The sequence below is a fragment of the Bacteroides propionicigenes genome (assembly GCF_018390535.1).
Taxonomy (GTDB): Bacteria; Bacteroidota; Bacteroidia; order Bacteroidales; family Bacteroidaceae; genus Bacteroides; species Bacteroides propionicigenes.
This window is the reverse complement of sequence record NZ_JAHBBW010000001.1, coordinates 349,808-373,031: the sequence shown is the minus strand read 5'-3', so window position 1 is coordinate 373,031 and position 23,224 is coordinate 349,808. Positions and strand designations below refer to the sequence as shown.

Annotated in this window: 10 protein-coding genes; 7 read left to right on the top strand and 3 right to left on the bottom strand. The window is 41.7% G+C overall.

Annotated features, from left to right (window positions below):
- Positions 1–267: 267 nt before the first annotated feature.
- From KG118_RS01670 to KG118_RS01660, 3 genes are read left to right on the top strand one after another with little or no spacing between them, the layout of a single operon-like run.
- Positions 268–1,416 carry an alpha/beta hydrolase-fold protein gene (locus tag KG118_RS01670; RefSeq protein WP_117711222.1) on the top strand — a complete coding sequence of 383 codons (1,149 nt, stop codon included), beginning with the start codon at positions 268–270 and terminating at the stop codon, positions 1,414–1,416.
- A 44-nt stretch (positions 1,417–1,460) separates the two neighbouring features.
- Positions 1,461–3,851 carry a beta-xylosidase family glycoside hydrolase gene (locus KG118_RS01665; RefSeq protein ID WP_117711223.1) on the top strand — a complete coding sequence of 797 codons (2,391 nt, stop codon included), beginning with the start codon at positions 1,461–1,463 and terminating at the stop codon, positions 3,849–3,851.
- 25 nt (positions 3,852–3,876) lie between these two features.
- Positions 3,877–6,477 carry a glycoside hydrolase family 2 protein gene (locus KG118_RS01660; protein ID WP_117711250.1) on the top strand — a complete coding sequence of 867 codons (2,601 nt, stop codon included), beginning with the start codon at positions 3,877–3,879 and terminating at the stop codon, positions 6,475–6,477.
- A gap of 105 nt (positions 6,478–6,582) precedes the next feature.
- Here the strand turns inward: KG118_RS01660 and KG118_RS01655 are convergent, their stop codons facing one another.
- The 3 genes from KG118_RS01655 to KG118_RS01645 form a co-directional block, all read right to left on the bottom strand.
- Positions 6,583–9,036 (bottom strand): glycoside hydrolase family 31 protein, encoded by a 2,454-nt coding sequence (locus tag KG118_RS01655; RefSeq protein WP_187119988.1) that lies wholly within the window; start codon positions 9,034–9,036, stop codon positions 6,583–6,585.
- A gap of 26 nt (positions 9,037–9,062) precedes the next feature.
- Positions 9,063–10,433, bottom strand: coding sequence for a glycoside hydrolase family 43 protein (locus KG118_RS01650; protein WP_117711224.1), 1,371 nt, complete (start codon positions 10,431–10,433; stop codon positions 9,063–9,065).
- A gap of 109 nt (positions 10,434–10,542) precedes the next feature.
- A complete protein-coding gene (locus tag KG118_RS01645) occupies positions 10,543–13,653 on the bottom strand; it encodes a two-component regulator propeller domain-containing protein (RefSeq protein WP_117711225.1) in 3,111 nt (1,036 codons plus the stop codon).
- 242 nt (positions 13,654–13,895) lie between these two features.
- On the opposite strand from KG118_RS01645, the gene KG118_RS01640 reads away from it, so the two are divergent.
- Genes KG118_RS01640 through KG118_RS01625 form a run of 4 tightly spaced genes read left to right on the top strand, consistent with a single transcriptional unit; the run spans position 13,896 to position 23,224 of the window.
- Positions 13,896–15,845 carry a glycoside hydrolase family 97 protein gene (locus KG118_RS01640; RefSeq protein ID WP_117711226.1) on the top strand — a complete coding sequence of 650 codons (1,950 nt, stop codon included), beginning with the start codon at positions 13,896–13,898 and terminating at the stop codon, positions 15,843–15,845.
- Positions 15,846–15,887: 42 nt separating this feature from the next.
- A complete protein-coding gene (locus KG118_RS01635; protein WP_117711227.1) occupies positions 15,888–18,332 on the top strand; it encodes a glycosyl hydrolase family 8 in 2,445 nt (814 codons plus the stop codon).
- Positions 18,333–18,356: 24 nt separating this feature from the next.
- Positions 18,357–21,608, top strand: coding sequence for a glycosyl hydrolase family 95 catalytic domain-containing protein (locus KG118_RS01630; RefSeq protein WP_187119987.1), 3,252 nt, complete (start codon positions 18,357–18,359; stop codon positions 21,606–21,608).
- A gap of 26 nt (positions 21,609–21,634) precedes the next feature.
- Positions 21,635–23,224, top strand: coding sequence for a glycoside hydrolase family 43 protein (locus KG118_RS01625; protein WP_118322921.1), 1,590 nt, complete (start codon positions 21,635–21,637; stop codon positions 23,222–23,224).

Sequence of the window (23,224 nt, the reverse complement as noted above, 5' to 3'; positions counted from 1 at the left end):
GGAGCTGAGGTGTGAGGTTTGGGAAGCTGAGATGCGTCATTGGGGAAGTAAAAAGCGGGTTCCACCCGCTATCCCGTATAAACAGGAGGTCTCAGAAGGGTGGAAGGGGGGTGGCATGAAACTGTAAAACGAGAACCGATAGCCTTTGTGGCTTGAGTTTTCTCCAAAGATGTAACATGGACAAAAATATCTGCAACAGGCTTTGAGGGAGAATTGATGAAAGATTCTTTTCTTTGCAGTACGATTAAATTAGTTCATAATACAAACATGAAAAAGATTATCACATGGTTTAATGTTTTTGTGTTATTGGCGAATCTTGCTTCGTCCTCTTATGCACAAGTTATTGAGGATTTCAAACCCTCGAGTGTAAATCAATTAGGGAAGGAATATCCCCAAGTCAATTCAGAGGGAAGGGTGCGTGCCCGGATTTATGCACCGGAGGCCAAAAGAGTGCAGCTTGATATTGGCGGTGTAAAATATGATATGGTAAAAAATGAGAAAGGCTTTTGGACAGGAGAATCAGATTGTCAGCAAGAAGGTTTTCATTATTATCAGTTAAATGTGGACGGAGCATCGGTTCCCGATCCGGGCACGAAATATTTTTATGGTGCGGGACGATTGGGCAGTGGTATTGAAATTCCGGCACATGATGCTGACTTTTATGCTCTGAAAGATGTACCTCATGGATTATTGAGTGAGGTGAACTACTATTCCAAAATCACACAGGAATGGAGGCGTTGTTTCGTTTACACTCCGGCAGGCTATGAAACCAATACCGAGAAACGTTATCCGGTGCTTTATCTTCAACACGGCAGTTTTGAGGATGAAACGGGTTGGGGAAGTCAGGGAAAGGCGAATTTGATACTGGATAACTTGATTGCCGCAAAGAAGGCAGTTCCGATGTTGATTGTTATGGATAACGGCTATGCGGTCAGACCGAATGAACGGGTTCTCTTTCAAACAACGGTATTTGAAGAAGTGCTGTTGCAAGAGGTTATACCTATGATTGATACTAAATTCCGTACACTTCCTCAGCGTGAGAGCCGCGCTATTGCAGGTTTGTCGATGGGAGCGAACCAAACGATGCGCATTGCCATGAATCATCCGGAGTCTTTTGCTTATTATGGCGGTTTCAGTGGTACTTCCAATTATCCGAGTACGGAGCCTTTGGATGCAGATACCTTTCTGGACGGGAAATTTAAAGACGGGAAAATGGTGAACAGGCAATTCAAAGCTTTCTTCTTGGGATTGGGCACTTCCGAACCCGTCCCTTTTCCGGGAGTGGTGAAAGCTTTCAGGCAAATGTTGGATAAACAAGGTATCCGGTATACTTATTACGAATCTCCCGAAACTGCACATGAGTGGCTGACTTGGCGCAGGGCTTTGCACCAGTATGCACAGCTGCTGTTTCGATAAAATAATCGTAGGGACTGATAATAGAATAGTAATTTAATACGAATATGAAAATGCGAAAAACTCTTTTCTTTTTATGCGGCTTACTTTGTTGCATATTGCCGCTGGCAGCGCAAAAGCCTGCAACAAACCCTGTAATTTATGCTGATGCGCCGGATATGTCTATGTTGCGTGTAGGGGATACCTATTACATGAGTAGCACCACAATGCATATGTCTCCGGGAGTTCCTATCATGAAATCTAAGGATTTGGTAAATTGGGAGTTGGTGAATTATGCTTACGATACGCTTGCCGATATGCCTGCCATGAATTTGGACAACGGTGAGAATACCTATGGACGTGGGTCGTGGGCGAGTTGTCTTCGCTATCACAAGGGATTGTATTATCTCTCTACTTTTGCTCAGACTACGGGTAAAACATACTTTTACACCACTAAAAATCTTGAAAAAGGACCGTGGAAGTGTACGGAGTTCTCTCCTGCCTACCACGATCATTCTTTCTTCTTTGATGAAGACGGACATATCTATATGATATATGGCAATGGAAAACTATTTCTGACAGAATTGGAATCGGACCTTTCAGGTGTAAAACCGGGTACTGAACGGGTGTTGTTAGAGAATGCCAGTGCACCGGCCGGAGATAAAATTATGCTGGGAGCTGAAGGGTCACAACTTTTTAAAGTAAATGGCAAGTATTATCTTTTTAATATTACTTGGCCACGTGGCGGAGTACGTACTGTAATTGTACATCGTGCCGATAAGATAACAGGACCTTATGAAGGTCGTGTTGTGTTTCAGGACCGTGGTATTGCACAAGGAGGATTGGTAGATACGCCGGACGGACGCTGGTTTGCTTATTTATTTGAGGATTGCGGTGCGGTAGGACGTATTCCTTATCTTGTTCCGGTGGAATGGAAAGACGGATGGCCGGTATTAGGCGTAAACGGACGTGCTCCTGCCAAATTGAACTTGCCGGATAGTCGTGGACTAATTCCGGGCATTGTGAATTCTGATGATTTTAACAGAAAGAAAGGGGAACGCGCTTTACCGCTGGTGTGGCAATGGAATCATAATCCGGACAACTCTCTTTGGTCCCTTTCTGCCCGCAAGGGATATATGAGGTTGACAACAGGGCGGATAGAAACCTCTTTTACACAAGCCAAGAATATGCTGACGCAGCGTACTATCGGTCCGGTTTGTACAGGTTCAATCAGTCTGGATGTTTCTGGTATGAAAGAAGGAGATTTTGCCGGGCTTTCCCTTTTCCAGCGTAAATATGGGCAGGTCGGTGTTAAAGTTACCGATGGTAGAAAATACATTGTGATGGTTAATGGAGGGTATGAGAAACCTATGGAGGTGGAGAAAGTGCCGTTGGACCAGTCTGTTGTTTACTTCAAGGCAGAATGCGATTTTAGGAATAGAGTTGATAAGGGATACTTCTATTATAGTTTGGATGGAAATCATTGGAAAGTAATCGGTAATGTTCTGAATATGGAATATACGCTTCCGCATTTCATGGGCTATCGTTTTGCTTTGTTTAACTATGCTACTAAGGAGACGGGCGGATATGCCGATTTTGATTATTTCAAGATAGAAGATCGTATCTCCGATTGCCGCCGGGCAGATATCAGTTATGCGGACGACAAGCTGGAGGGGCACAAATTGGATATATACCTACCCGATACGGGCAAGCCGTCTTATAAAGTGGTAGTACTTATTTACGGTAGTGCATGGTTTGCCAATAATATGAAACAGGCAGCTTTTCAAGCTCTCGGTAAGCCATTGCTCGACAAAGGCTTTGCGGTGGTTTCCATTAATCACCGTTCGAGTGGGGATGCCAAGTTTCCGGCACAGATTAATGATGTGAAAGCGGCTATCCGTTTCATCCGTGCCAATGCTGCCAAATATAAGTTGGATACTTCTTTTATAGGAATTACCGGATTTTCATCAGGCGGGCATTTGGCTTCTTTGGCAGGGACTACGAATGGTGTGAAATCTTATACGGTAGGGACTGAGACTGTGGATTTGGAAGGAAGTGTAGGGGCGTATTCCTCTTTCAGTAGTAGTGTGGACGCAGTAGTTGATTGGTTTGGTCCGATAGATATGACACGTATGGAGAACTGCAATACTACCAAAGGTGGGGATTCTCCCGAAGCGGCTTTGATAGGGGGGAGTCCTGCTGATAATTTGGATATGCTGGCTCTTCTCAATCCCGTTACCTACATAGATAAAAATGATCCTAAGTTTATTGTTATTCATGGCGAAGCGGACACTGTGGTTCCCAATTGCCAGAGTATGTTTTTCTCCGAAGCTCTAAAGAGGCAGGGACGCTTGGACGAATTTATTTCTGTTCCCGACGGGCAGCATGGCCCTGTCACTTTCAATGAAAACACTTTTAAGAAAATGACGGATTTCTTTGCGAAGGAAGCCGGAATGTAGGGGAATATATGTAACTCAAATGAATATGAATAAGTTTGTATTTCTTTTTACTATATTATCGTTGGGGATATGTAACGTAAAGGGTAATTCTTTAGATGTGGCTACAGGACGGGAAACTGTCAATCTGAATAGAGAATGGATGTATAAGATTGGCGATTATGAGAATGCGAAACAACCGTTATATGATGATACGTCATGGGAGCCGGTAGGCTTGCCACATTCTTTTAGTATCCCTTACTTTTTGTCTAAAGACTTTTATGTGGGATATGGTTGGTATCGGAAGCATCTTAAGATGGATAGAGCCGATATGGATAAGAGATTGTTCTTGGAGTTCGACGGTGTATTTCAGGAGGCAGAAATATATGTCAATGGACATTTGGCCGGAAGCCATGTGGGAGGATATACCGGTTTCAGTATTGATTTTACACCGTACGCAGTGGAAGGAGATAACGTAGTGGCAATAAGGGTCAACAACTTATGGCGCCCTACGGTAGCTCCACGAGGAGGTGAACACGTTTTCAGCGGCGGAATTTATCGTAATGTACGTTTGGTGAAAAAGCATACGGTACATTTGGACTGGTGCGGAACAGTAATCACTACTCCTTCGTTGGAGATGAATGGAGGGAAAGCATCGGATGTACAGGTAAAGGCTTGTGTGAGAAATACGGGTAGTAAACAAGGTGCTTACACGTTAATGTTGGTCGTGAGAGATAGGCTTGGTCGGGTGGTGGCGGAATGTTCCGGAACGGAAAAAATCAGTGCGGGCAAATGTTGTATTTACGACTTGAAAACGCCCGAAATCAAGTTTCCCGAACTTTGGTCACCCTATAGTCCGTCACTTTATACTTTGGAGAGTAAGCTTTATGCCGGAAAAAGATTGTTGGATGCAGAAGAAATTGTATTCGGATTTCGTTGGTTCAAGTGGACTGCAGATGAAGGATTCTTTCTTAACGGACAGCACTACTACTTTAGAGGAGCTAATGTACATCAGGACCAGGCCGGATGGGGAGATGCTGTAACTGATGCCGCTGCATATCGTGATGTATGCCAGATGAAAGAAGCCGGCTTTGATATGATTCGCGGATCACATTATCCTCATTCTCCTGCTTTCTCCGATGCTTGCGATCGTGAAGGTATGTTGTTGTGGTCAGAAACCCCTTTTTGGGGTACGGCAGGTCCAAAAGTTGATGGCGTATGGACTGCAGGAGCATACCCTGTGATTGCAGCTGATACGGCAGCATTCGAAGCTAATGTACTGCAACAGCTGGAAGAGATGATACGTATTCATCGAAATCATCCTTCGGTATTTGTATGGAGTTTGTGTAATGAGCCTTTTTTTACAGATGGCAGGTCTCTTCCCGGTGTAAGGCGATTGTTGAGACGCATGGTGGATGTGGTACATCGGTTGGACCCTACTCGTATGGCAGCTGTTGGAGGAGCTCAACGACCGTTGGGTACTGAACGGATAGACTTGATAGGTGATGTAGCCGGGTATAACGGTGACGGGGCTAATATTGATGATTTTCAGGAACCGGGTGTCTCATCAGTTGTATCAGAGTATGGAAGTGTAACAGCCGACCGTCCGGGAAAATATGCACCGGGCTGGGGCGACCTTGCACGTGATGAAGGTTGGAAAGGTCGTGAATGGAGGAGCGGACAAGCTATTTGGTGTGGTTTCGATCATGGTAGTATTTTTGGTAATGATATGGCAAAAATGGGAATTGTGGATTATTTCCGTTTGCCTAAACGTTCATGGTACTGGTATCGCAATGAGTATGCAAAGGTTGCACCACCCCAATGGCCGGTGGCGGGAAATGCAGTACGTTTGCAACTGATAGCTTCAAAGTATGATAAGATAAAAATAGATGGTACTGATGATGTACAACTTACGGTACTCGTACTTGATGCAGATGGTCGTGAGTTGAGTAATAGTCCTATTGTTACACTACGTATACTCTCAGGTCCGGGCGAGTTTCCCACAGGGAAGTCTATAACGTTTGCTCCGGATAGTGATATTCGTATTCAAGATGGCAAGGCAGCTATAGCATTACGTTCGTATTATGCAGGTAGCACATTGGTTGAAGCTTCTTCACCGGGGCTTCAGCCTGTTTGTATAACGTTGGGTTTTACCGGTACGGCTGTTTATAAGAAAGGAGAAAGTCGTGAAGTGGAAATTCGTCCATACGTGCGATATGTTAATAAATCTGAAAAGGATTCTTTGCAAACTTACGGCGTTAATAATCCGACATTCTCTTCCAGTTCGCAGGAAGGACATTCTGCAGGATTGGCTGCAGATGGAGATAAAGACAGTTATTGGCAACCTTCGGATAATGACAGCTCGCCTTATTGGATGTTGGATACAGAACGCGGATTGCAGCTTTATAGCGTAGTGGCCGAGTTTGTGGAGAATGTAGGTTGCTGTTTTAATGTTGAGGTTTCTGCAGATAAGATTGTATGGCAAACGATTGGTAACTATGATTGTTCTTCTAATGGAGTACGGAGAGTAGAGATTGTTCCTGAGCAATTGATAAAAATGCGCTTTGTACGTTTTTTGTTTACAGATCGGCAAAAAACAGCAACGCCAAAGTTATCGGAAGTTAGAATAACAGGAAGTCTGCCGGAATAGGACTTTCTTGGAAAATATGCCGGCAAAGCACGATATTAAATGACTGCCACATGATAGTAAAATACAAACTATCATGTGGCAGCACATTTATGGGTGTAAGATGTTTTACAACTTAACCTTTATTTTCTTTCCTGTATAAGTTACAGTCTTACTATTACCGTCTATCGTTTTCACAATGAATTGCCGCTTTTGCAACATACCGTTGTATTCTCCTTTTCGTGCACCGATTGTAAGAGTCTTGTTGGCATTATTCCAGTTCATCGGAATTTCGGTATAAGCTCCGTTTTCATAATTATAATTATCTCCTTCGTCCTCATAAAGGGTGAAACTTCCGTTATCGCCAGGGTATATGCATAAAGTCAGATTATCCCACTTCTTTTCACCTGTATACTGTACTTCCGGTCCGAATGGAACAATACTTCCGGCACGTACGAAGAGAGGAATACGGTTGATTGTAGTGGAAACAGTGAGATTCTGTCCACCTTCTACGGCTTCATTTGTCCAGAAGTTATACCACCGGGTATCGGCAGGCAGATAAACCTTCATGCTCTTAGGCTGGGTAAAGTCTGCAAACAGAGGTGTCTCAATTGTTTTTTTATTGTCACGATTCCAACCTTCGTTTTCCTTGAGATTCTTTTGTTGTACTTCCGGGGTATATTGGGCATGAAGCACCGGCGCAACAAGAAATGCCTTACCGAACATATATGCGTTGTTTACATTCCATGTTTGTTTATCATTTAAGAAGTCCATGAAGAGTGCACGCATAAAAGTAGAGCGATTGTGTGTTACATCCCAAGAAGTGGAATAGATATAAGGAAGCAAAGTGTAACGTAGCTTAACAGCATCAACTAAAGCATCATAAACAGGTTCCCCCGCCTTGCCATACCAATAGAATTCACGGGGGACATCGGCACCATGACTGCGCATCATTGGACAGAATACGCCAAATTGTAACCAACGGACATAAAGTTCCTGATACATTGGATTACGGGTGGCACTGTTGTCTGCCCAACTTTTATTGTATGAACCGGCAAAGAAACCACCGAGGTCGGAATTCCAGTGTGGCATACCGGTCAGTGAAAAATTGAGTCCTGCCGTTATCTGTTTACGAAACATATCCCAAGAGGATTGAACATCACCGGACCAAACATTAGAACCGTAACGTTGCTGTCCCAAGAAACCGGAACGGGTCAGGATAATGACACGTTTGTCTTGCGTCAATGCACGTTGATGATCGGAAACACCGCCTACACTAACGAGTGGATAGGCATTACGTACACTGCGGTAAGAGCCAAGACCGGTTTGACGATCGAAATCGCTTTCTTTGTGGTTAAAGTGATCGGGTTCTGTAGAATCCATCCACCATCCATCCATGCCAAGTTGGAAGATTCCTTTATTGAGATGCTCCCAATAAATGTCGCGGGCTTTAGGGCTGTAAGCATCATATACACGTACTCCGGAAGGGTATTCCAAGTTAGGTGGCCATCCGTCCACACCGGATTGCGGCCATGTTTCGATGTCAAAGAGTAATCCTTCTTTGTCTAATGCTCTGTAGGGCTTGGTGGCAGGACCGAATGATGACCAAATGGAAATCATCATACGGGCATTTAAGCCATGTATCTCGTCAATCATATCTTTGGGACGGCTAAAGGCGGGATTCTGAAAATCCATAGCATTCCAAAGATAATTATGTCCCCAATATTGCCAGTCTTGGATGATACAGTCCAATGGAATCCCCAATTCACGATATTTCTTCACGACTCCTACTGTCTCTTCTTGGCTTTTGTATCGTTCTTTGCTCTGCATGAATCCATAACTCCATAACGGCATCATCGGCACATCACCGGTCAGTGTGCGTACTTCGGCTATAACTCCGTCGGCAGAACCACCGTACATGAAGTAATAGTCTATGCAATCTCCTACTTCAGAACGGAAAGAGGTTTCTTTCTCATTGTCTGTATATGTAGTACCTGAATAGTTGTCCCAAAACAATCCATAACCTTTAGTGGACTGGAAGAAAGGGGAAACGTCTTCCACATTGCCTTGAACAAGATGTTTAGTTATGCCACGTTGCATCATTTGTCCGTTTTGTAACTGCCCGAGTCCATAAAGCCCTTCTTCTTTGTCTGTTGTGAAGCCCTGATAAACGGTATACGTAGGGCGTCCGGCATCATTGAAAGGTGTAAAAGCTTTGTTGTTTTCCTGTTCGCTAAGTAATGTATCACCGTTAGGCTTGCTATAAGTTATAATACCTGTTTGGATATTGAGGGTTACCGTAAGCGATAGGCTCTTCATAACAATATGGTCATTTCCGGAAGTGGTAACTTTAATACCGGAATTGATAGGTTGGGCAATGACGGAAAGGCTTTTCTTTTCTACATTTTTGCCTTGGGGAGTTTTTAGTACGCGAAGACTGTTAGGACCGAACCACTGAATTTCCACATCGGTTTGTTTACCGGAAATAGTGGTTTTGATGCCCGATAAAGTCTTTTGAAACTCTTGTGCCCATGTCCATGACACAAATAGGCATAAAGCCATGATTGTAATACTTCTTTTCATAATTGGTTATATGCTGTTTTTTAAAATTATAATTTATGGAATTCCCACCAGTCCAGCATGAACAGATTCTTTTGCTGTAATCGGTTTCCTTTAAAGACGAAATAGAGGTCATGTACTCCTTTGACATTTTTAACCTTGGTTTCAAATACGTTTATTGCGTCTTTGGTATTGGTTATATGAACTGTTCCTATACACATCCCTTCTTCCGAGTCTATACGGATTTCGATGGAACCGCCATAGAGATGACAAGAGGCAGCTACTTTGAATAGGTTCGCTCCTTTTTGGAAGTCTACGCCTTTGACCATCAAATATTCGCCTTCGTCTATACTGGTTACTAATTGGTTGCATCGGTCGCTACTCCATATATTCTTGGGTGTGGTCTTCAATCCATATCCCCATGCCATGGTTTCAGCTTCCACTTTGCGATAAGGATTAAAACTTTCAATTTGCTCTAATTTACAATCCTGGAAATAGGGGAGTTCGCGGATTGTTCCGTCTGCATTGTATTGCATTTCGGCTACAGAAACCGAACGGCGCTCTGCATGACGGCTGGTCTCAAGTCGGAAAAGGTCATAGTTCAATCCAAAGCAATAGGACTTGCCTTTATAATCAATAATACCGGGATGATTTCCACGGGTTCGGGGAGTATGGTCCATGATATGCCCTTTGTATTTCCAGGGACCGGTGGGACTGTCGCTCATGGCATAACCGATACCTTCGGGGCAACATGTTGAGGCAAATGCCATATAGTAGTGCTTACCACGTTTATAGAACCAAGGACCTTCCTGATAGTCTTGTATCTTGGGAAGCTTTACAATGTCACTTGCGCAAGAGATCATGTCTTTGTTGAGTTTGACATAATAAAGATTCGGATTTCCCCAATACATATATGCCTGTCCGTCATCATCAATAAAAACGCTGGGGTCGATGTCATCCCAATGTTCTTTTTGCCATACAAGCGGCTTGCCTATCGGATCTTTGAACGGACCATAGGGGGAGTCGGCAACCAGTACGCCGATACCATGCCCGTGGATGGGACAATACATATACCACTTTCCATTACGTTCTACTACACATTCGGCCCATGCTCCGTTATCGCCTTTGTACCACTCGAAATCTTTGAGTGATGCCACAGCTCCACGGTCTTGCCAATTCACCATATCGGTAGAAGTGTACAACAGCCAGTCTCTCATTTTAAAACCTTCCGCATCGTCTTCGTCATGGGTTGTATAAAGGTAAACGGTGTCATTGTGTACTATCGGCGCCGGGTCGGCTGTGTACTTTGTCTGGATAACAGGCATGTTCAATTTGGGTAACATGCTTTCTGTGTTTTGTGCCGTTACCCAGCCGGATATTAGAAGTGATATGCCGGCAATTCCTACTTTTACATTTTTCATGATATATTATTTTTATGTTTGAATGATATTGCAAAAGTAGCCTGAAACCATTTGAACATCGATTACGAATGTTGCAGAATCCAACACTCTCGTTGAAAAGGGGGGGACTTTACCGATTTTTCCATTGGTTTACGTACTGTGAAGGGCGCATGCCAAATTCTTCTTGAAAACACTTGCTGAGATAACTGGAAGTACTGAACCCGACAAGGTCGGCAACTTCAGCTACTGAGTAGCCTTCTTTCAGAAGCTGGGCAGCTCGTTTTAGGCGTATGGAGCGAATAAAATTGGTAGGTGTCTTTCCCACTACCGAAATAAGCCTGCGATACAATCCGGTTCGATCCATTCCCATATCACGACTCAATACTTCTACCGAATACTCAGAATTGTCGAGGTTCTGTTCTACAAATTGTAACACTTTTCGGAGAAAGGCTTCATCGGCAACCGATAATAGAGAATTGTCTGATGCAGGCTTTTGAGCCGTTTTAAGTAATTCTTTCCGTTTTTCTTGCTGCTCCAGCAATTGGCGCATATTGATTAGTAACTCTTCTTGTGTCCATTCATTTTCACCAGGTGACAAAGGGGATAATATACCTTCTGAAAGCTGGTTGATTAATTCTCTCAGTTCAGTAGCATTAGTTCTGATTTTTTCAAGTTGCAACTTGTCTTTTCCTTCGTTCATGTATTTCAGTATACTGTCCAAAGGAGAAATTATTCGGTTGATAGGTTCTTTCAGCTCTTCATGGACATTTTGTAGAAAAGTGGTTTTCATCTCATCTAACTTTTCTTTTTGGTCACGCTGCATTTTCCGGCGTTTATGTTGTATATATATAATGGTAAAGAGCAAGATGCTACCTATTGTCAGTAGAACATAGAATATATAGGCATATGTTGTTTTCCAAAATGGAGCTTTTACAGTAATCCTCATTTCTGCATATTGGTCCGACCATACCTCGCTATTGTCGGCAGATTGCACTCGGAAAATGTAGGTTCCGGGAGGAATGTTGGTATAGGTGGCGTATCCTTTACTGGTGGAAGAACGGATTTCTCTTTCGGAATGATCAATACCTGTCAGTTGGTAGTGATAGTATGTCTGTGTGGGATTGATATAATTCAAAGCGGAAAATTCTAAAGAAAAAAAGTTCTGATTGTGGTTCAGTGTGATTTCTTTAGTTTGGGTAATAGGTTGAGATAGTATTTGGTTGCCATTGTAACTTTTATTATTTTCTATGTTTTCTCCCAATAATTCCAGCCCTGTAAATAAAGGAATTGAGTATGTTTTATTTGTTGTAATAGGAGCTATTATGAATTTGTTGAATCCATTGATTCCACCCCAATAAATTGTTTTGTCGGTTGCTGTAAAAGTGGAACGTTCACAAAATTCATCAGTTATAACACCGTCGTATTGGTTGAAATTGGCGAATGAGTAAAGTGCCGGCTTTTGCAAATCACTGGAGGTTATACGCGTTATTCCGTTGGAAGTAGATACCCAGATTGTATTGTTGTCGGTCTGAATAATGGAGCGTATGGAGTTGTTTACTAGCCCGTCGGTTGTATAGAATGTCTTTTGCTGTCCGGTATTTGGGTTCCATAGTAATAATCCGTCTTCCAAGCCAATCCATAATTGCTTTCGACTGTCTGCCATAATGGAATTGCATGTATGAGAAGTGGAGTTAAAGTGATATTCTTTCTTTTTATGGTTATAGATGAACCACCCTTTCCGTTCAATGCCTGCCAAGCAGTCTTCTCCATAAGGAACCAATTGGTAAATGGTAGAATTGCTTATTTCGGGTACTCTCGTTACTTTTTCAAATTTTTTGGTTTCGGGAGTAAATGTTCCGAATCCTTGATTGTCAATACATATATATAATGTTTTATCCGGTAGTTGCATGATGGAACGGATGGAATGTCCGGGCAATATATACTGTTTGGTGCTTCCTTCCGGTGTTATGCAATATAATCCCTGTCCGCTAGTGCCCAACCAGATGCGTTGCTGGCTGTCTTTAAATAGAGTATTGCAATGAACAGAGGAGAACTCTTGTGAGTATAAGGTTACATTGTCGTCGGAAGGTGTGTAGTAAAACAAACCTTTCTTCGTTCCTATTAATATATTTTCTTTCTCATCCGCAGTAAAAGCGGTTATGGATATGTTTGCATCTGTGGAGGTGGGAAATAGGCTGTTTCCGATGTTTTGGAAACGGAAACGGTTAGGGTGATAGTAGAGTATTCCCTGATTCAGGGTTCCTAACCACATTCCTCCTTGATAATCGTTATAGATAGTGCTTACTTCTGTATGTATAGTACGCCCGTCCACCAATTTGAGGTTAGGTATATATTGTTTCTTTACTAATCCGGCATCAATGTTCCATAATCCCATATGGCAACTGACCCATATGCTGCCATCTTTATCAATAGATAGACTGTTCAGCCAATAGTCGGTTTGAAGTACAATATCCCATTTCTTTCTTGTTATATCATAATTTAGCATAACTCCGCCCCTGTTGCCATTACGCAGCTGAAAGAAAGTATTATTGCCGGGGACTACGTAAGAAGTGTTTTCGTACTTTCCCTTGGGAAGTTCGTCAGGTAATTTTTGCCTGTATATTTCTGTGCATGATTCAAGATTATAGCACACCAGTAAACCGGAACGGTAAAAAAGGTATAGTTGGTTCTCCACTACACCAAGGTCATAAAGTTGATCGATACCATCACCCGTCGAGGATATATGGGGCAGAAAAGTTTTAGCTTTCATTCTTTCCTTGTTTACACGGATTAATTCATCTTTATCGTTTATGACCCATATATCCTTGGTTTTATCCATAAAGAAATCTTTTAAAGGAGAAGTAATACCCAATGTGGCGAGTAAACTGTCCGGTTGTGTCACAAAACATTCACGCTTTATATCCACAACCATTAGTTGATGTTGGTTTTTGATCCATACATATCCATGAGAGTCTATGTATTCGTGATGGAAGCCTGAGTATGCAGATAATGGACAAATATGTTCCTCATTATAGTGTAAATAGCTGAAGTCTGTTCCATCGTACAGATTTAATAAGCCTTCAGTTATTATCATTATGCGACCATCCGTTAATTGGGCTATATTACGTACCCTGTTTCCGGCCAGACCGACTGTCCCGTTAATCGGAGTAAAGACACAGTATTTTTCTGCGATGACAGGTAATGAAAGAAATAGAAATAGTAAATTAATTATGTATTTCATATTGCGTGTTTCTCTTCGAGGACAAAATTATGGAAACTTTTATTATACTCGATGATTTCAACAAAGTTTTTGGCGAAATATGGTTTTATGATGGCTTTTAATGATTTTAGACGAGAGATATGTGGAAAAGGAACCAATTTGTAACATAGACGAAAGTTTCTGAAACATGGTTTGAATGTAAATTGACAAAGGATGCTTTCCTTTGCAATATATCGTTAACTAAAGAAATAATCTAAAAAGAAATGGTAAAGCATATTTTATTTTTTTGTGTATTCGTTTGGGCTACTACCAGTGTATTTGCCGGAGAAAATAAATTGTATAGTCCGGATGGCAAGTTGTGTGTTACTGTATCAGATGAAGGGGGGATGCCTTCTTACAGTGTGGTATATGATGGAACAGTGTTTCTGCAGAAGTCTCCATTAGGGCTTAATACGAATCTTGGTGATTATACTCGGCAAATGACCTTAAATAGGGTTGGTTCGTTATCATCTGTCAATGATAAATATCATCTTCTAACAATCAAGAATAGCCGTCCGCAATATCAGGCAAATGTACAGACTTATACATTTTCTAAAGAAGGGAAGACTATATATGATGTTGTCTTTCATGTTGGTAATCATGATGTTGCTTTTAAATATAAAGTTTATCCACAAGATAATATATTGTGTTGTATAGTAAAACAGGAGGCTACAGGCTTTGTACTTCCTAAAGGTAGTACGACTTTTCTTTGCCCGCAATCGGCACCGATGGGAGGATTTGCAAGGACATCTCCGAGTTATGAAACAGGTTATACTGTAGATGATGTGCTGGGGAAGAATGGCTGGGGACATGGCTATACATTCCCCTGCCTGTTCAAGAATGAAGATAAGGGATGGATATTGATTTCTGAGACCGGAGTTAGCAGTGCATATTGTGGAAGCCGTTTATTTGGGAAAGAGGGGGGATTATATACAATCGGTTTTCCGCAAGAAGGCGAATATAATGGAAATGGAACTGTGGCACCGGGTATAGCATTGCCGGGAGAAACTCCTTGGCGTACTGTTACTGTTGGTAACACGTTGGCACCGATAGTGGAAACAACCGTTGCTTTTGATGTAGTGGAACCATTATATGAGGCTTCTCGGGAATTTCAATACGGTTGTGGTACATGGAGTTGGATTATTGGTGGCGACAATAGCATGAATTATGATGAACAAAAACGCTATATTGATTTTAGTGCAGCTATGGGGTATGGTTCTGTATTGGTTGATGCGTTATGGGATGTCCGGGTAGGACGGGAGAAAATTGCAGAATTGGCTAACTATGCTGCATCTAAAGGAGTAGCACTTTACCTTTGGTATAATTCCAATGGTTATTGGAATGATGCCCCTCAATCTCCCAAGGGAATTATGAACAATACGATTGTGCGCCGGAAAGAGATGAAATGGATGCAAAGTATCGGTATACGTGGAATAAAAGTTGATTTTATTGGTAGTGATAAGCAAGTAACTATGCAGCTTTATGAAGATATTCTTGCAGATGCCAATGATTACGGCTTGATGGTTATTTTCCATGGTTGTACATTGCCTCGAGGATGGGAACGGATGTATCCTAATTTTGTGGCGTGTGAAGCAGTACTTGCCAGTGAGAATCTGCATTTTTCTCAAGGTAGTTGCAATGCAGAAGCATTCAATGCCTGTTTGCATCCGTTTATACGTAATACGGTAGGAAGTATGGATTTTGGTGGCAGTGCTTTGAATAAATATTATAATGCAAAGAATGAACCGGGAGGAAGCCGTCGTGTAACTTCTGATGTATTTGCATTAGCTACGGCTGTTCTGTTTCAGAGTCCTGTACAGCATTTTGCTTTGGCTCCTAATAATTTGACAGATGCTCCTGTTTGGGCTATGGATTTTATGAAAACAGTTCCTGCGCTTTGGGATGAGGTGAAGTTTATTGATGGCTATCCGGGAAAGTATGTAGTGCTTGCCCGCCGTCATGCAGAAACTTGGTATATTGCCGGAGTAAATGCGCAGAAAGAGCCATTGAAGCTGAAAGTAAAACTCTCTATGGTTGATGCAGGAAAAGAACTAATGATGTATAGTGATAATAAAAACTTGGAAGGAGAGTTGCAAATCGTAAAACTAAATAAAAAACAGGAAATACAAATTACTATTCCTTGCAATGGCGGAATGGTGATGGTTAGTCGGTAACTTAGAACGTGAATGTGGACGTTATCTTAAAACTTATATTTTATGGCAAACACAAAAAAAATGAAAACAGTTTTGGCAGCTTTATTATTGGCTCAGGCAACAGCTTTTGGACAAACAGTGATACCTTTGGTGTACGATAAAGAGTGTATGAACGATAATTACCAAATTCCTGAGATGCCTTCCATTGACAAATTACCCGAAATAGCCACTCTTCCCGATCCTTTTGCATGGGCTGACGGAAGTGGGAGATCAATGGATTTTAAAGATTGGGAACGTCGCCGTTTTGAAATAGCCTGTCAGTTGCAGCATTATGAATTAGGTATGAAGCCTGTTGTTTCAAAAGATAGTATAGAGGCAACTTTAGATAACGATACATTGCGGGTCGTAGTGCACGAAAATGGTGAAACATTGTTATTGACTGCCCCTATTAAATATCCTAAAGGTGACGGTCCTTTTCCTGCTATTATCGGAATAGGCAGACCTACAGGTTCTCTCCCATATCAGTTGTTTGATAAGAAAAGTATTGCGCAGATTACGTTTAATTTTGCACAAGTCATGTCTCATACGCAAAAACGTGGTACTGAACCGATCAATCGTTTATATCCTAATCAGACAGATATGGGGGCCTATTGCGCATGGTCATGGGGAGTCAGTCGACTGATTGACGGACTGGAAAAGCTTGGAAAGAAATCTCGTATTGATCTTTCTCATTTGGCTATATCCGGTTGCTCATTTGCCGGTAAAATGGCTTTGTTTGCGGGAGCTTTTGATGAGCGGATTGCATTAACTATCGCTCAGGAACCTGGCGGTGGAGGTGTTGATGCTTGGCGTGTCTCTGAAACTTTGGGAAATGTGGAGACTCTGGGACGTACGAGTTATGCATGGTTTTTGGAGAGTATGCGGCGATTTGCCGGTAATAATGTAAATCGTCTTCCTATTGATCATCATGAACTGGCAGCTTTGATTGCTCCTCGTGCTTTGTTGGTGCTTGGAAATACTGATTATGAATGGTTGGCAGAGGAATCGAATTATGTGTCTTGTCAGGCTGCGCGAATGGTATGGAAGGCTTTTGGAATAGAAGATCGTATGGGATTTTCCATTCAGGGGGGGCATATGCATTGTATGCTGCCTGAAAGTCAGTATTCGGAAGTGGAATCTTTCATTGATAGATTTTTATTGGGTAAAACAAATGTGGATACATCTGTTACTAAAGCGGAGGCATTTGGAGATATAGACTATTTAAAGTGGATGCCTTGGGCTGTAACAGATTTGGAACAATTAGGCGGTAATGGGCAGCCTTATAATAGAGGTGCTTTTGAAACAAGGCAGTATCGTAATCTTTTTGCAGAGTTAGGCTATAAGCAGAAAGACATAGATAAGAAACTAAACTCTGTATTTGAGAGTGTTTTTTATGGACCGGATAAAGTCTATTTTGAGGTCGGAGACTCGATGGCTTATATCAGTGACATAAAAAATCATGATGTACGTACAGAAGGAATGTCTTATGGATTGATGATTGCAGTCCAGTTTGACAGGAAAGATATTTTTGATCGTTTATGGCGGTGGGGGAAGAAATATATGCAGCATCAGGAAGGTCCTCTGAAAGGATATTTTGCATGGAGTTGCAAAACGGATGGTACACGTAATGCTCAGGGGCCGGCTTCTGACGGAGAACTTTATTATGTAACATCACTTATTTTTGCTTCTAATCGTTGGGGAGATAAAACGGGGATTAATTATCTTGCTGAGGCGCAAAATATTTTGGATTGCTCTATGCAGAAAGTTGGTATGGATCGTGTAGCACCCTTTATTAATTTGGAACATCAGTTGATAACATTCACACCGGATCGTTTTGGAGGACGGTTTACAGATCCTTCTTACCATGTCCCCGCTTTTTATGAGGTATGGGCTCGGTGGGCAAAAGACGGCAGAAGTGAGTTTTGGCGAGAGTGTGCTCGGAAAAGTCGTGAATATCTACATAAAAGCATTCATCCTGTAACAGGGCTTAATCCTGATTATAATAATTATGATGGTACTTTGTTGGGTAGTAAACGGGTTATAGGAGATGCTTTTCGTTTTGATTCATGGCGTGTACCTATGAATATAGCACTGGATTATTCGTGGGCATGTGCAGATAAAAAGTGGCAACAAGAATATGGAAATAAAGTACAAAACTTTTTTTATACTCAAGGTATAGATACTTTTGTAGATCAATATAACGTGGATGGTACATCCGTAACAGAATTGTTGGGAGCCGGAGGTTATAAAAAGTTGAGACATTCATTGGGATTGGTTGCTACTACGGCTGCGGTATCGTTAGTGTGTACGCACGATAAGAGCCGTGAATTTGTCGATCGTTTGTGGAATGCCAAACATATTCCTTATGATGATGGATATTTCGATGCTTATTATGATGGATTACTTCGTCTATTTGCTTTTATGCATCTGAGCGGGAATTATCAAATTATATTTCCGAAAGGATATTAACTACTATAAACTTGAAAAACGAGAATGAAAAACAAAGTGATTAATTTATTGCTGGTATGCCTGTTTTTAGGAGGTTGCTCAGCATTGTATGCGCAAGATAAGAATTTCCATATTTATTTGGCTTTCGGCCAATCGAATATGGAAGGTAATGCAAGGGTTGAGTCACAGGATAGCATAGGAATAAGTGAACGTTTCCTGATGATGTCTGCGGTAGATTGTCCCGAACGTGGGAGAACAAAAGGGGAATGGTATAAGGCTGTACCACCGTTAGCGCGTTGTCATACAGGATTGACCCCATGCGACTATTTTGGACGCACTATGGTGGATAATCTGCCGTCGAATATAAAGGTAGGTGTTATCAATGTGGCTATTGGTGGTTGCCGTATTGAGTTGTTTGATAAAGAAAATTATGCGGAACATATTGCTTCTCAACCTGATTGGCTGAAGAATATAGTGAAGTCATACGATAATAATCCCTATGGTTGGTTGGTAGACCTCGCGAAAAAAGCACAGAGAGATGGAGTAATAAAAGGAATTTTAGTACATCAGGGAGAATCAAATACCGGTGATAAAGAGTGGCCGCGAAAACTGAAGGGCGTTTATGAAAACTTATTGGCAGATTTGAACTTGAATGCAGCAGAAGTGCCTTTGTTAGTAGGAGAAGTGGTACATGCTAATCAGAAAGGTATCTGTGCGAGCATGAATGAAATTATAGATACGCTACCACAGGTGATTCCTACCGCACATGTTATTCCGTCTGCAGGCTGCCCGGCAGCTGGTGATAATTTGCATTTTACAGCTCGGGGGTATCGTATGCTTGGTGCTCGTTATGCTGAAGCTATGTTACAGCTATTGGGCTACAAGGCACTGATAAATAAGCAGGAAGCAACCCGGATGAAACTGTGGTATGCAAAACCGGCACATCGGTGGGTAGAAGCGCTGCCTGTTGGTAACTCTCGTCTGGGAGCTATGGTCTATGGTGGTACGGATAAGGAAGAAATTCAGCTTAATGAAGAAACTTTTTGGGCCGGTGGACCTTACAGTAATGATAATCCGAAAGGAAAAGACGCTTTGGCTAAAGTGCGTGAGCTTGTATTTGCTAATCGCTTGACAGAAGCACAAAAGCAGATAGATGAGAGTTTCTTTACCGGGCAACATGGTATGCGTTTTCTTACAATGGGGAGTCTATTCATTAACCAACCTGAACATAAGAAAGCTGAAAGTTACTATCGTGAACTGGATATAGAAAATGCCATAGCCGTAACCCGTTATGTGGTGGACGGAGTTACTTATACGCGTACCATATTTTCATCATTTACGGATGATGTAATTGTTGTGCGTATGGAAGCTGATAAACCGAAAGCGTTGAACTTTGATTTGAGTTATAATTCGCCATTAGAACATATGGTAACGGCGAAAGGAAATGAGTTGATTGTAAAATGTAAGGGTGTTGAGCAGGAAGGAATCCCTGCCGCGTTGGATGCCGAATGCCGTGTATTGGTAAAGCATGACGGAAAGTCTGGTAAATCGAATCAATCTGTAATTATTAATCAGGCTACCGTAGCTACTCTTTATATATCTGCAGCGACAAATTTCGTGAATTATCATAATGTGAGCGGTAATGCCTCAAAACGTGCTTCTTCTAAGTTGAAACAAGCTGTAAAGACTCCCTATGAACAGGCTCTTGCCAATCATATAGATACTTATAGAAAACAGTTTGACCGTGTGAAGTTCTCCATACCTTCTACCGAAATGTCTGCGCAGGAAACAGACAAGCGGGTTGCAGCTTTTGCTGATGGAGATGATCAGAATCTTATGACACTGATGTTTCAGTATGGTCGCTATTTGTTAATTTCTTCTTCACAACCGGGAGGTCAGCCGGCTAATTTGCAAGGATTGTGGTGTGGTAGTGTAAATGCTCCTTGGGACAGTAAATATACGATTAATATCAATACAGAAATGAATTATTGGCCTGCTGAGGTTACAAATCTATCGGAAAACCATCAACCTCTTTTTGATATGATAAGTGAGTTGAGTATAACTGGCAAAAAGACGGCTGAGACTCTTTATGGAGCACGTGGTTGGGTGGCTCACCATAATACGGATTTATGGCGTGCCTGTGGTCCGGTAGATGCCGCTTATTTTGGTATGTGGCCTAATGGAGGAGCTTGGTTGGCTCAACATTTGTGGCAACACTATTTATTTACCGGTGATAAAGAATTCTTACGCCAATATTATCCTGTAATGAAAGGTGCAGCTGATTTCTATTTGAGCCATTTAGTGAAACATCCTAAAAACGGTTGGTTAGTAACAGCTCCTTCTGTATCACCTGAACATGGTTATGCAGGTTCCTCGATTACTGCCGGATGTACGATGGACAACCAGATTGCTTTTGATGCACTTTATAACACAATGCTTGCTGCTCGTATATTGGATGAACCTCAATCATATCAAGATTCATTAGTTACTGCTTTCAAGCAATTGCCACCTATGCAGATAGGACGTTACAATCAGTTGCAAGAGTGGTTGATAGATGCTGATAATCCTCGTGATAATCATCGTCATATTTCGCATCTCTACGGATTGTATCCCAGTAATCAAATTTCGCCGAGGCTTAATCCTGAACTTTTTCAAGCTGCCAGAAACACGCTTTTACAGAGAGGTGATGCTGCGACAGGATGGAGCATTGGTTGGAAGATAAACTTTTGGGCACGTATGCTTGACGGTAATCATGCTTATAAAATTATAAAGAATATGCTTCGTATTCTTCCGGGTGATGACAAACAAAAGGAATTTCCCGAAGGTCGTACTTATCCCAATTTGTTTGATGCTCATCCGCCTTTCCAAATAGATGGTAATTTTGGATATACGGCAGGTGTAGCCGAAATGTTATTACAAAGTCATGATGGAGCAGTACAATTGCTTCCTGCTTTGCCTGAAGAATGGAACGAAGGAAGCATCAGTGGTTTGGTAGCCCGTGGTGGATTTGTTGTTGATATGCAATGGGATGGGGCACAGTTGCTTAAGGCTAAAGTATATTCGCGTATTGGTGGTATATTACGCATTCGTAGTTATGTACCTTTAAAAGGAGAAAATCTAAAACCTGCCAAAGGTGACTGTCCGAATATGTTGTACGCACCGGCAGAGATTGCAGAACCCTTACAGTCAAAGAACTTGAATGTACTTCAGTTACCCATACTTTATAAAGTATACGAATATGATGTGGAGACGGAACCCGGTAAAGAGTATTTGTTTGAGAGAGCTGGATTGAATTGATAAAATGTTATAGAAGTAGTATCAATATGAACTTAAAAAAAATAATTATTTCTATTGCTTTGCTTATTTTCTCATTGGGGATTATCGCACAGCAGCAGGAGATTTTCAATAATCCGGTAATTAACGCTGATGTACCAGACCCGTCGATGATAAGAGTGGGTGATTACTACTACTTGGTAAGTACTACTATGCACTTGATGCCTGGTTGTCCGATAATGCGTTCAAAAGATTTGGTACATTGGGAAACTATTAGTTATGTATTTCAAAAACTTACTGATTTGCCTCGTTATGACTTGAAAGAGGGTACAGTGTACGGTCGCGGACAATGGGCATCAAGTATTCGTTATCATAACGGGCAGTTCTATGTGTGGTTCTCGCCTAATGACGAACCTCATCGGGGGTATATCTATACAACAAAAGACCCGGCAGGTGAATGGACTTTAGTCTCTCGTCCGCCTCATCACCATGATGCGTCTTTACTTTTTGATGATGATGGTAAGGTTTATCTCTTTTATGGAACAGGGCAATTGCGTCAACTAAAGAGTGATCTTAGCGATGTAGAACCCGGTGGTATAGACATGAAAATATTTGAACGGGATGCAGATGAGCAGGGACTGTTGGAAGGAAGCCAGGCATTCAAATACAATGGAAAATATTATCTGATGATGATTTCGATGGACTGGAGTATACCGGGAAGACTACGTCGTGAAGTATGTTATCGGGCTGATAAAATCACCGGTCCGTATGAGAAAAAAGTTATCCTTGAAACTGAGTTCCAAGGATACGGAGGCGTGGGACAAGGTTGCATCGTTGATTCACCTGATGGTAATTGGTATGGATTTATTTTTCAGGATCGGGGAGGCATAGGACGTGTGCCCACTTTGATGCCTTGTCGCTGGGTAGATGGCTGGCCTATGTTGGGTGACGCCGAAGGACGTGTTCCTGAATCAATGCTAATGAACACTTTTCCGAATGAATGCAAGGGAAGTATTATGGGGAGTGATGATTTTAGTGATACAAAATTGAGCCTTAACTGGCAGTGGAATCATAATCCGTTAGATGATTGTTGGTCGCTGACTGAGCGTCCGGGTTTTTTGCGTTTGAAAACAGGACGGGTAGTAGACAATTTGTTTTTGGCTCCTAATACTTTGACACAACGAATGAACGCTCCCGAATGTAGCGGAATAATAGCAATGGATGTGTCAAAGATGAAAGATGGTGACATCGCAGGTTTTACGGCTTTCAACGGCTTATCCGGAGTACTTGCTGTCTTAAAGGAAAATGGAGAAAAACATTTGGTAATGTCTACTCAGTCTGTTAGTCTGTCAAAAAAAGATAAAAGAGTGACGGATGTAAAGGTAGAGGAAAAGGAGCGTGTGGCTTGTAAAAAAGATTTAGTTTACCTTCGCATTGACGGTGACTTTGCAAATAAAAAAGATGAAGCTACTTTTTACTATAGCTATGACAATAAGGAGTGGATACGAATCGGGGAGCCCTGTAAGATGATTTTTGATTATACCAGATTCTTTATGGGAAGTAAGTTCGCTATTTTTAATTATGCAACGAAATCTTTAGGCGGTTATGTAGATATAGATTATTTTAAATATGATAAATAA

Bases quoted from the DNA above. Each gene is read 5' to 3' on its own strand.
- KG118_RS01670 (WP_117711222.1), top strand. From the start codon at position 268: ATGAAAAAGATTATCACATGGTTTAATGTTTTTGTGTTATTGGCGAAT.
- KG118_RS01665 (WP_117711223.1), top strand. From the start codon at position 1,461: ATGAAAATGCGAAAAACTCTTTTCTTTTTATGCGGCTTACTTTGTTGC.
- KG118_RS01660 (WP_117711250.1), top strand. From the start codon at position 3,877: ATGAATAAGTTTGTATTTCTTTTTACTATATTATCGTTGGGGATATGT.
- KG118_RS01655 (WP_187119988.1), bottom strand. From the start codon at position 9,036: ATGAAAAGAAGTATTACAATCATGGCTTTATGCCTATTTGTGTCATGG.
- KG118_RS01650 (WP_117711224.1), bottom strand. From the start codon at position 10,433: ATGAAAAATGTAAAAGTAGGAATTGCCGGCATATCACTTCTAATATCC.
- KG118_RS01645 (WP_117711225.1), bottom strand. From the start codon at position 13,653: ATGAAATACATAATTAATTTACTATTTCTATTTCTTTCATTACCTGTC.
- KG118_RS01640 (WP_117711226.1), top strand. From the start codon at position 13,896: ATGGTAAAGCATATTTTATTTTTTTGTGTATTCGTTTGGGCTACTACC.
- KG118_RS01635 (WP_117711227.1), top strand. From the start codon at position 15,888: ATGGCAAACACAAAAAAAATGAAAACAGTTTTGGCAGCTTTATTATTG.
- KG118_RS01630 (WP_187119987.1), top strand. From the start codon at position 18,357: ATGAAAAACAAAGTGATTAATTTATTGCTGGTATGCCTGTTTTTAGGA.
- KG118_RS01625 (WP_118322921.1), top strand. From the start codon at position 21,635: ATGAACTTAAAAAAAATAATTATTTCTATTGCTTTGCTTATTTTCTCA.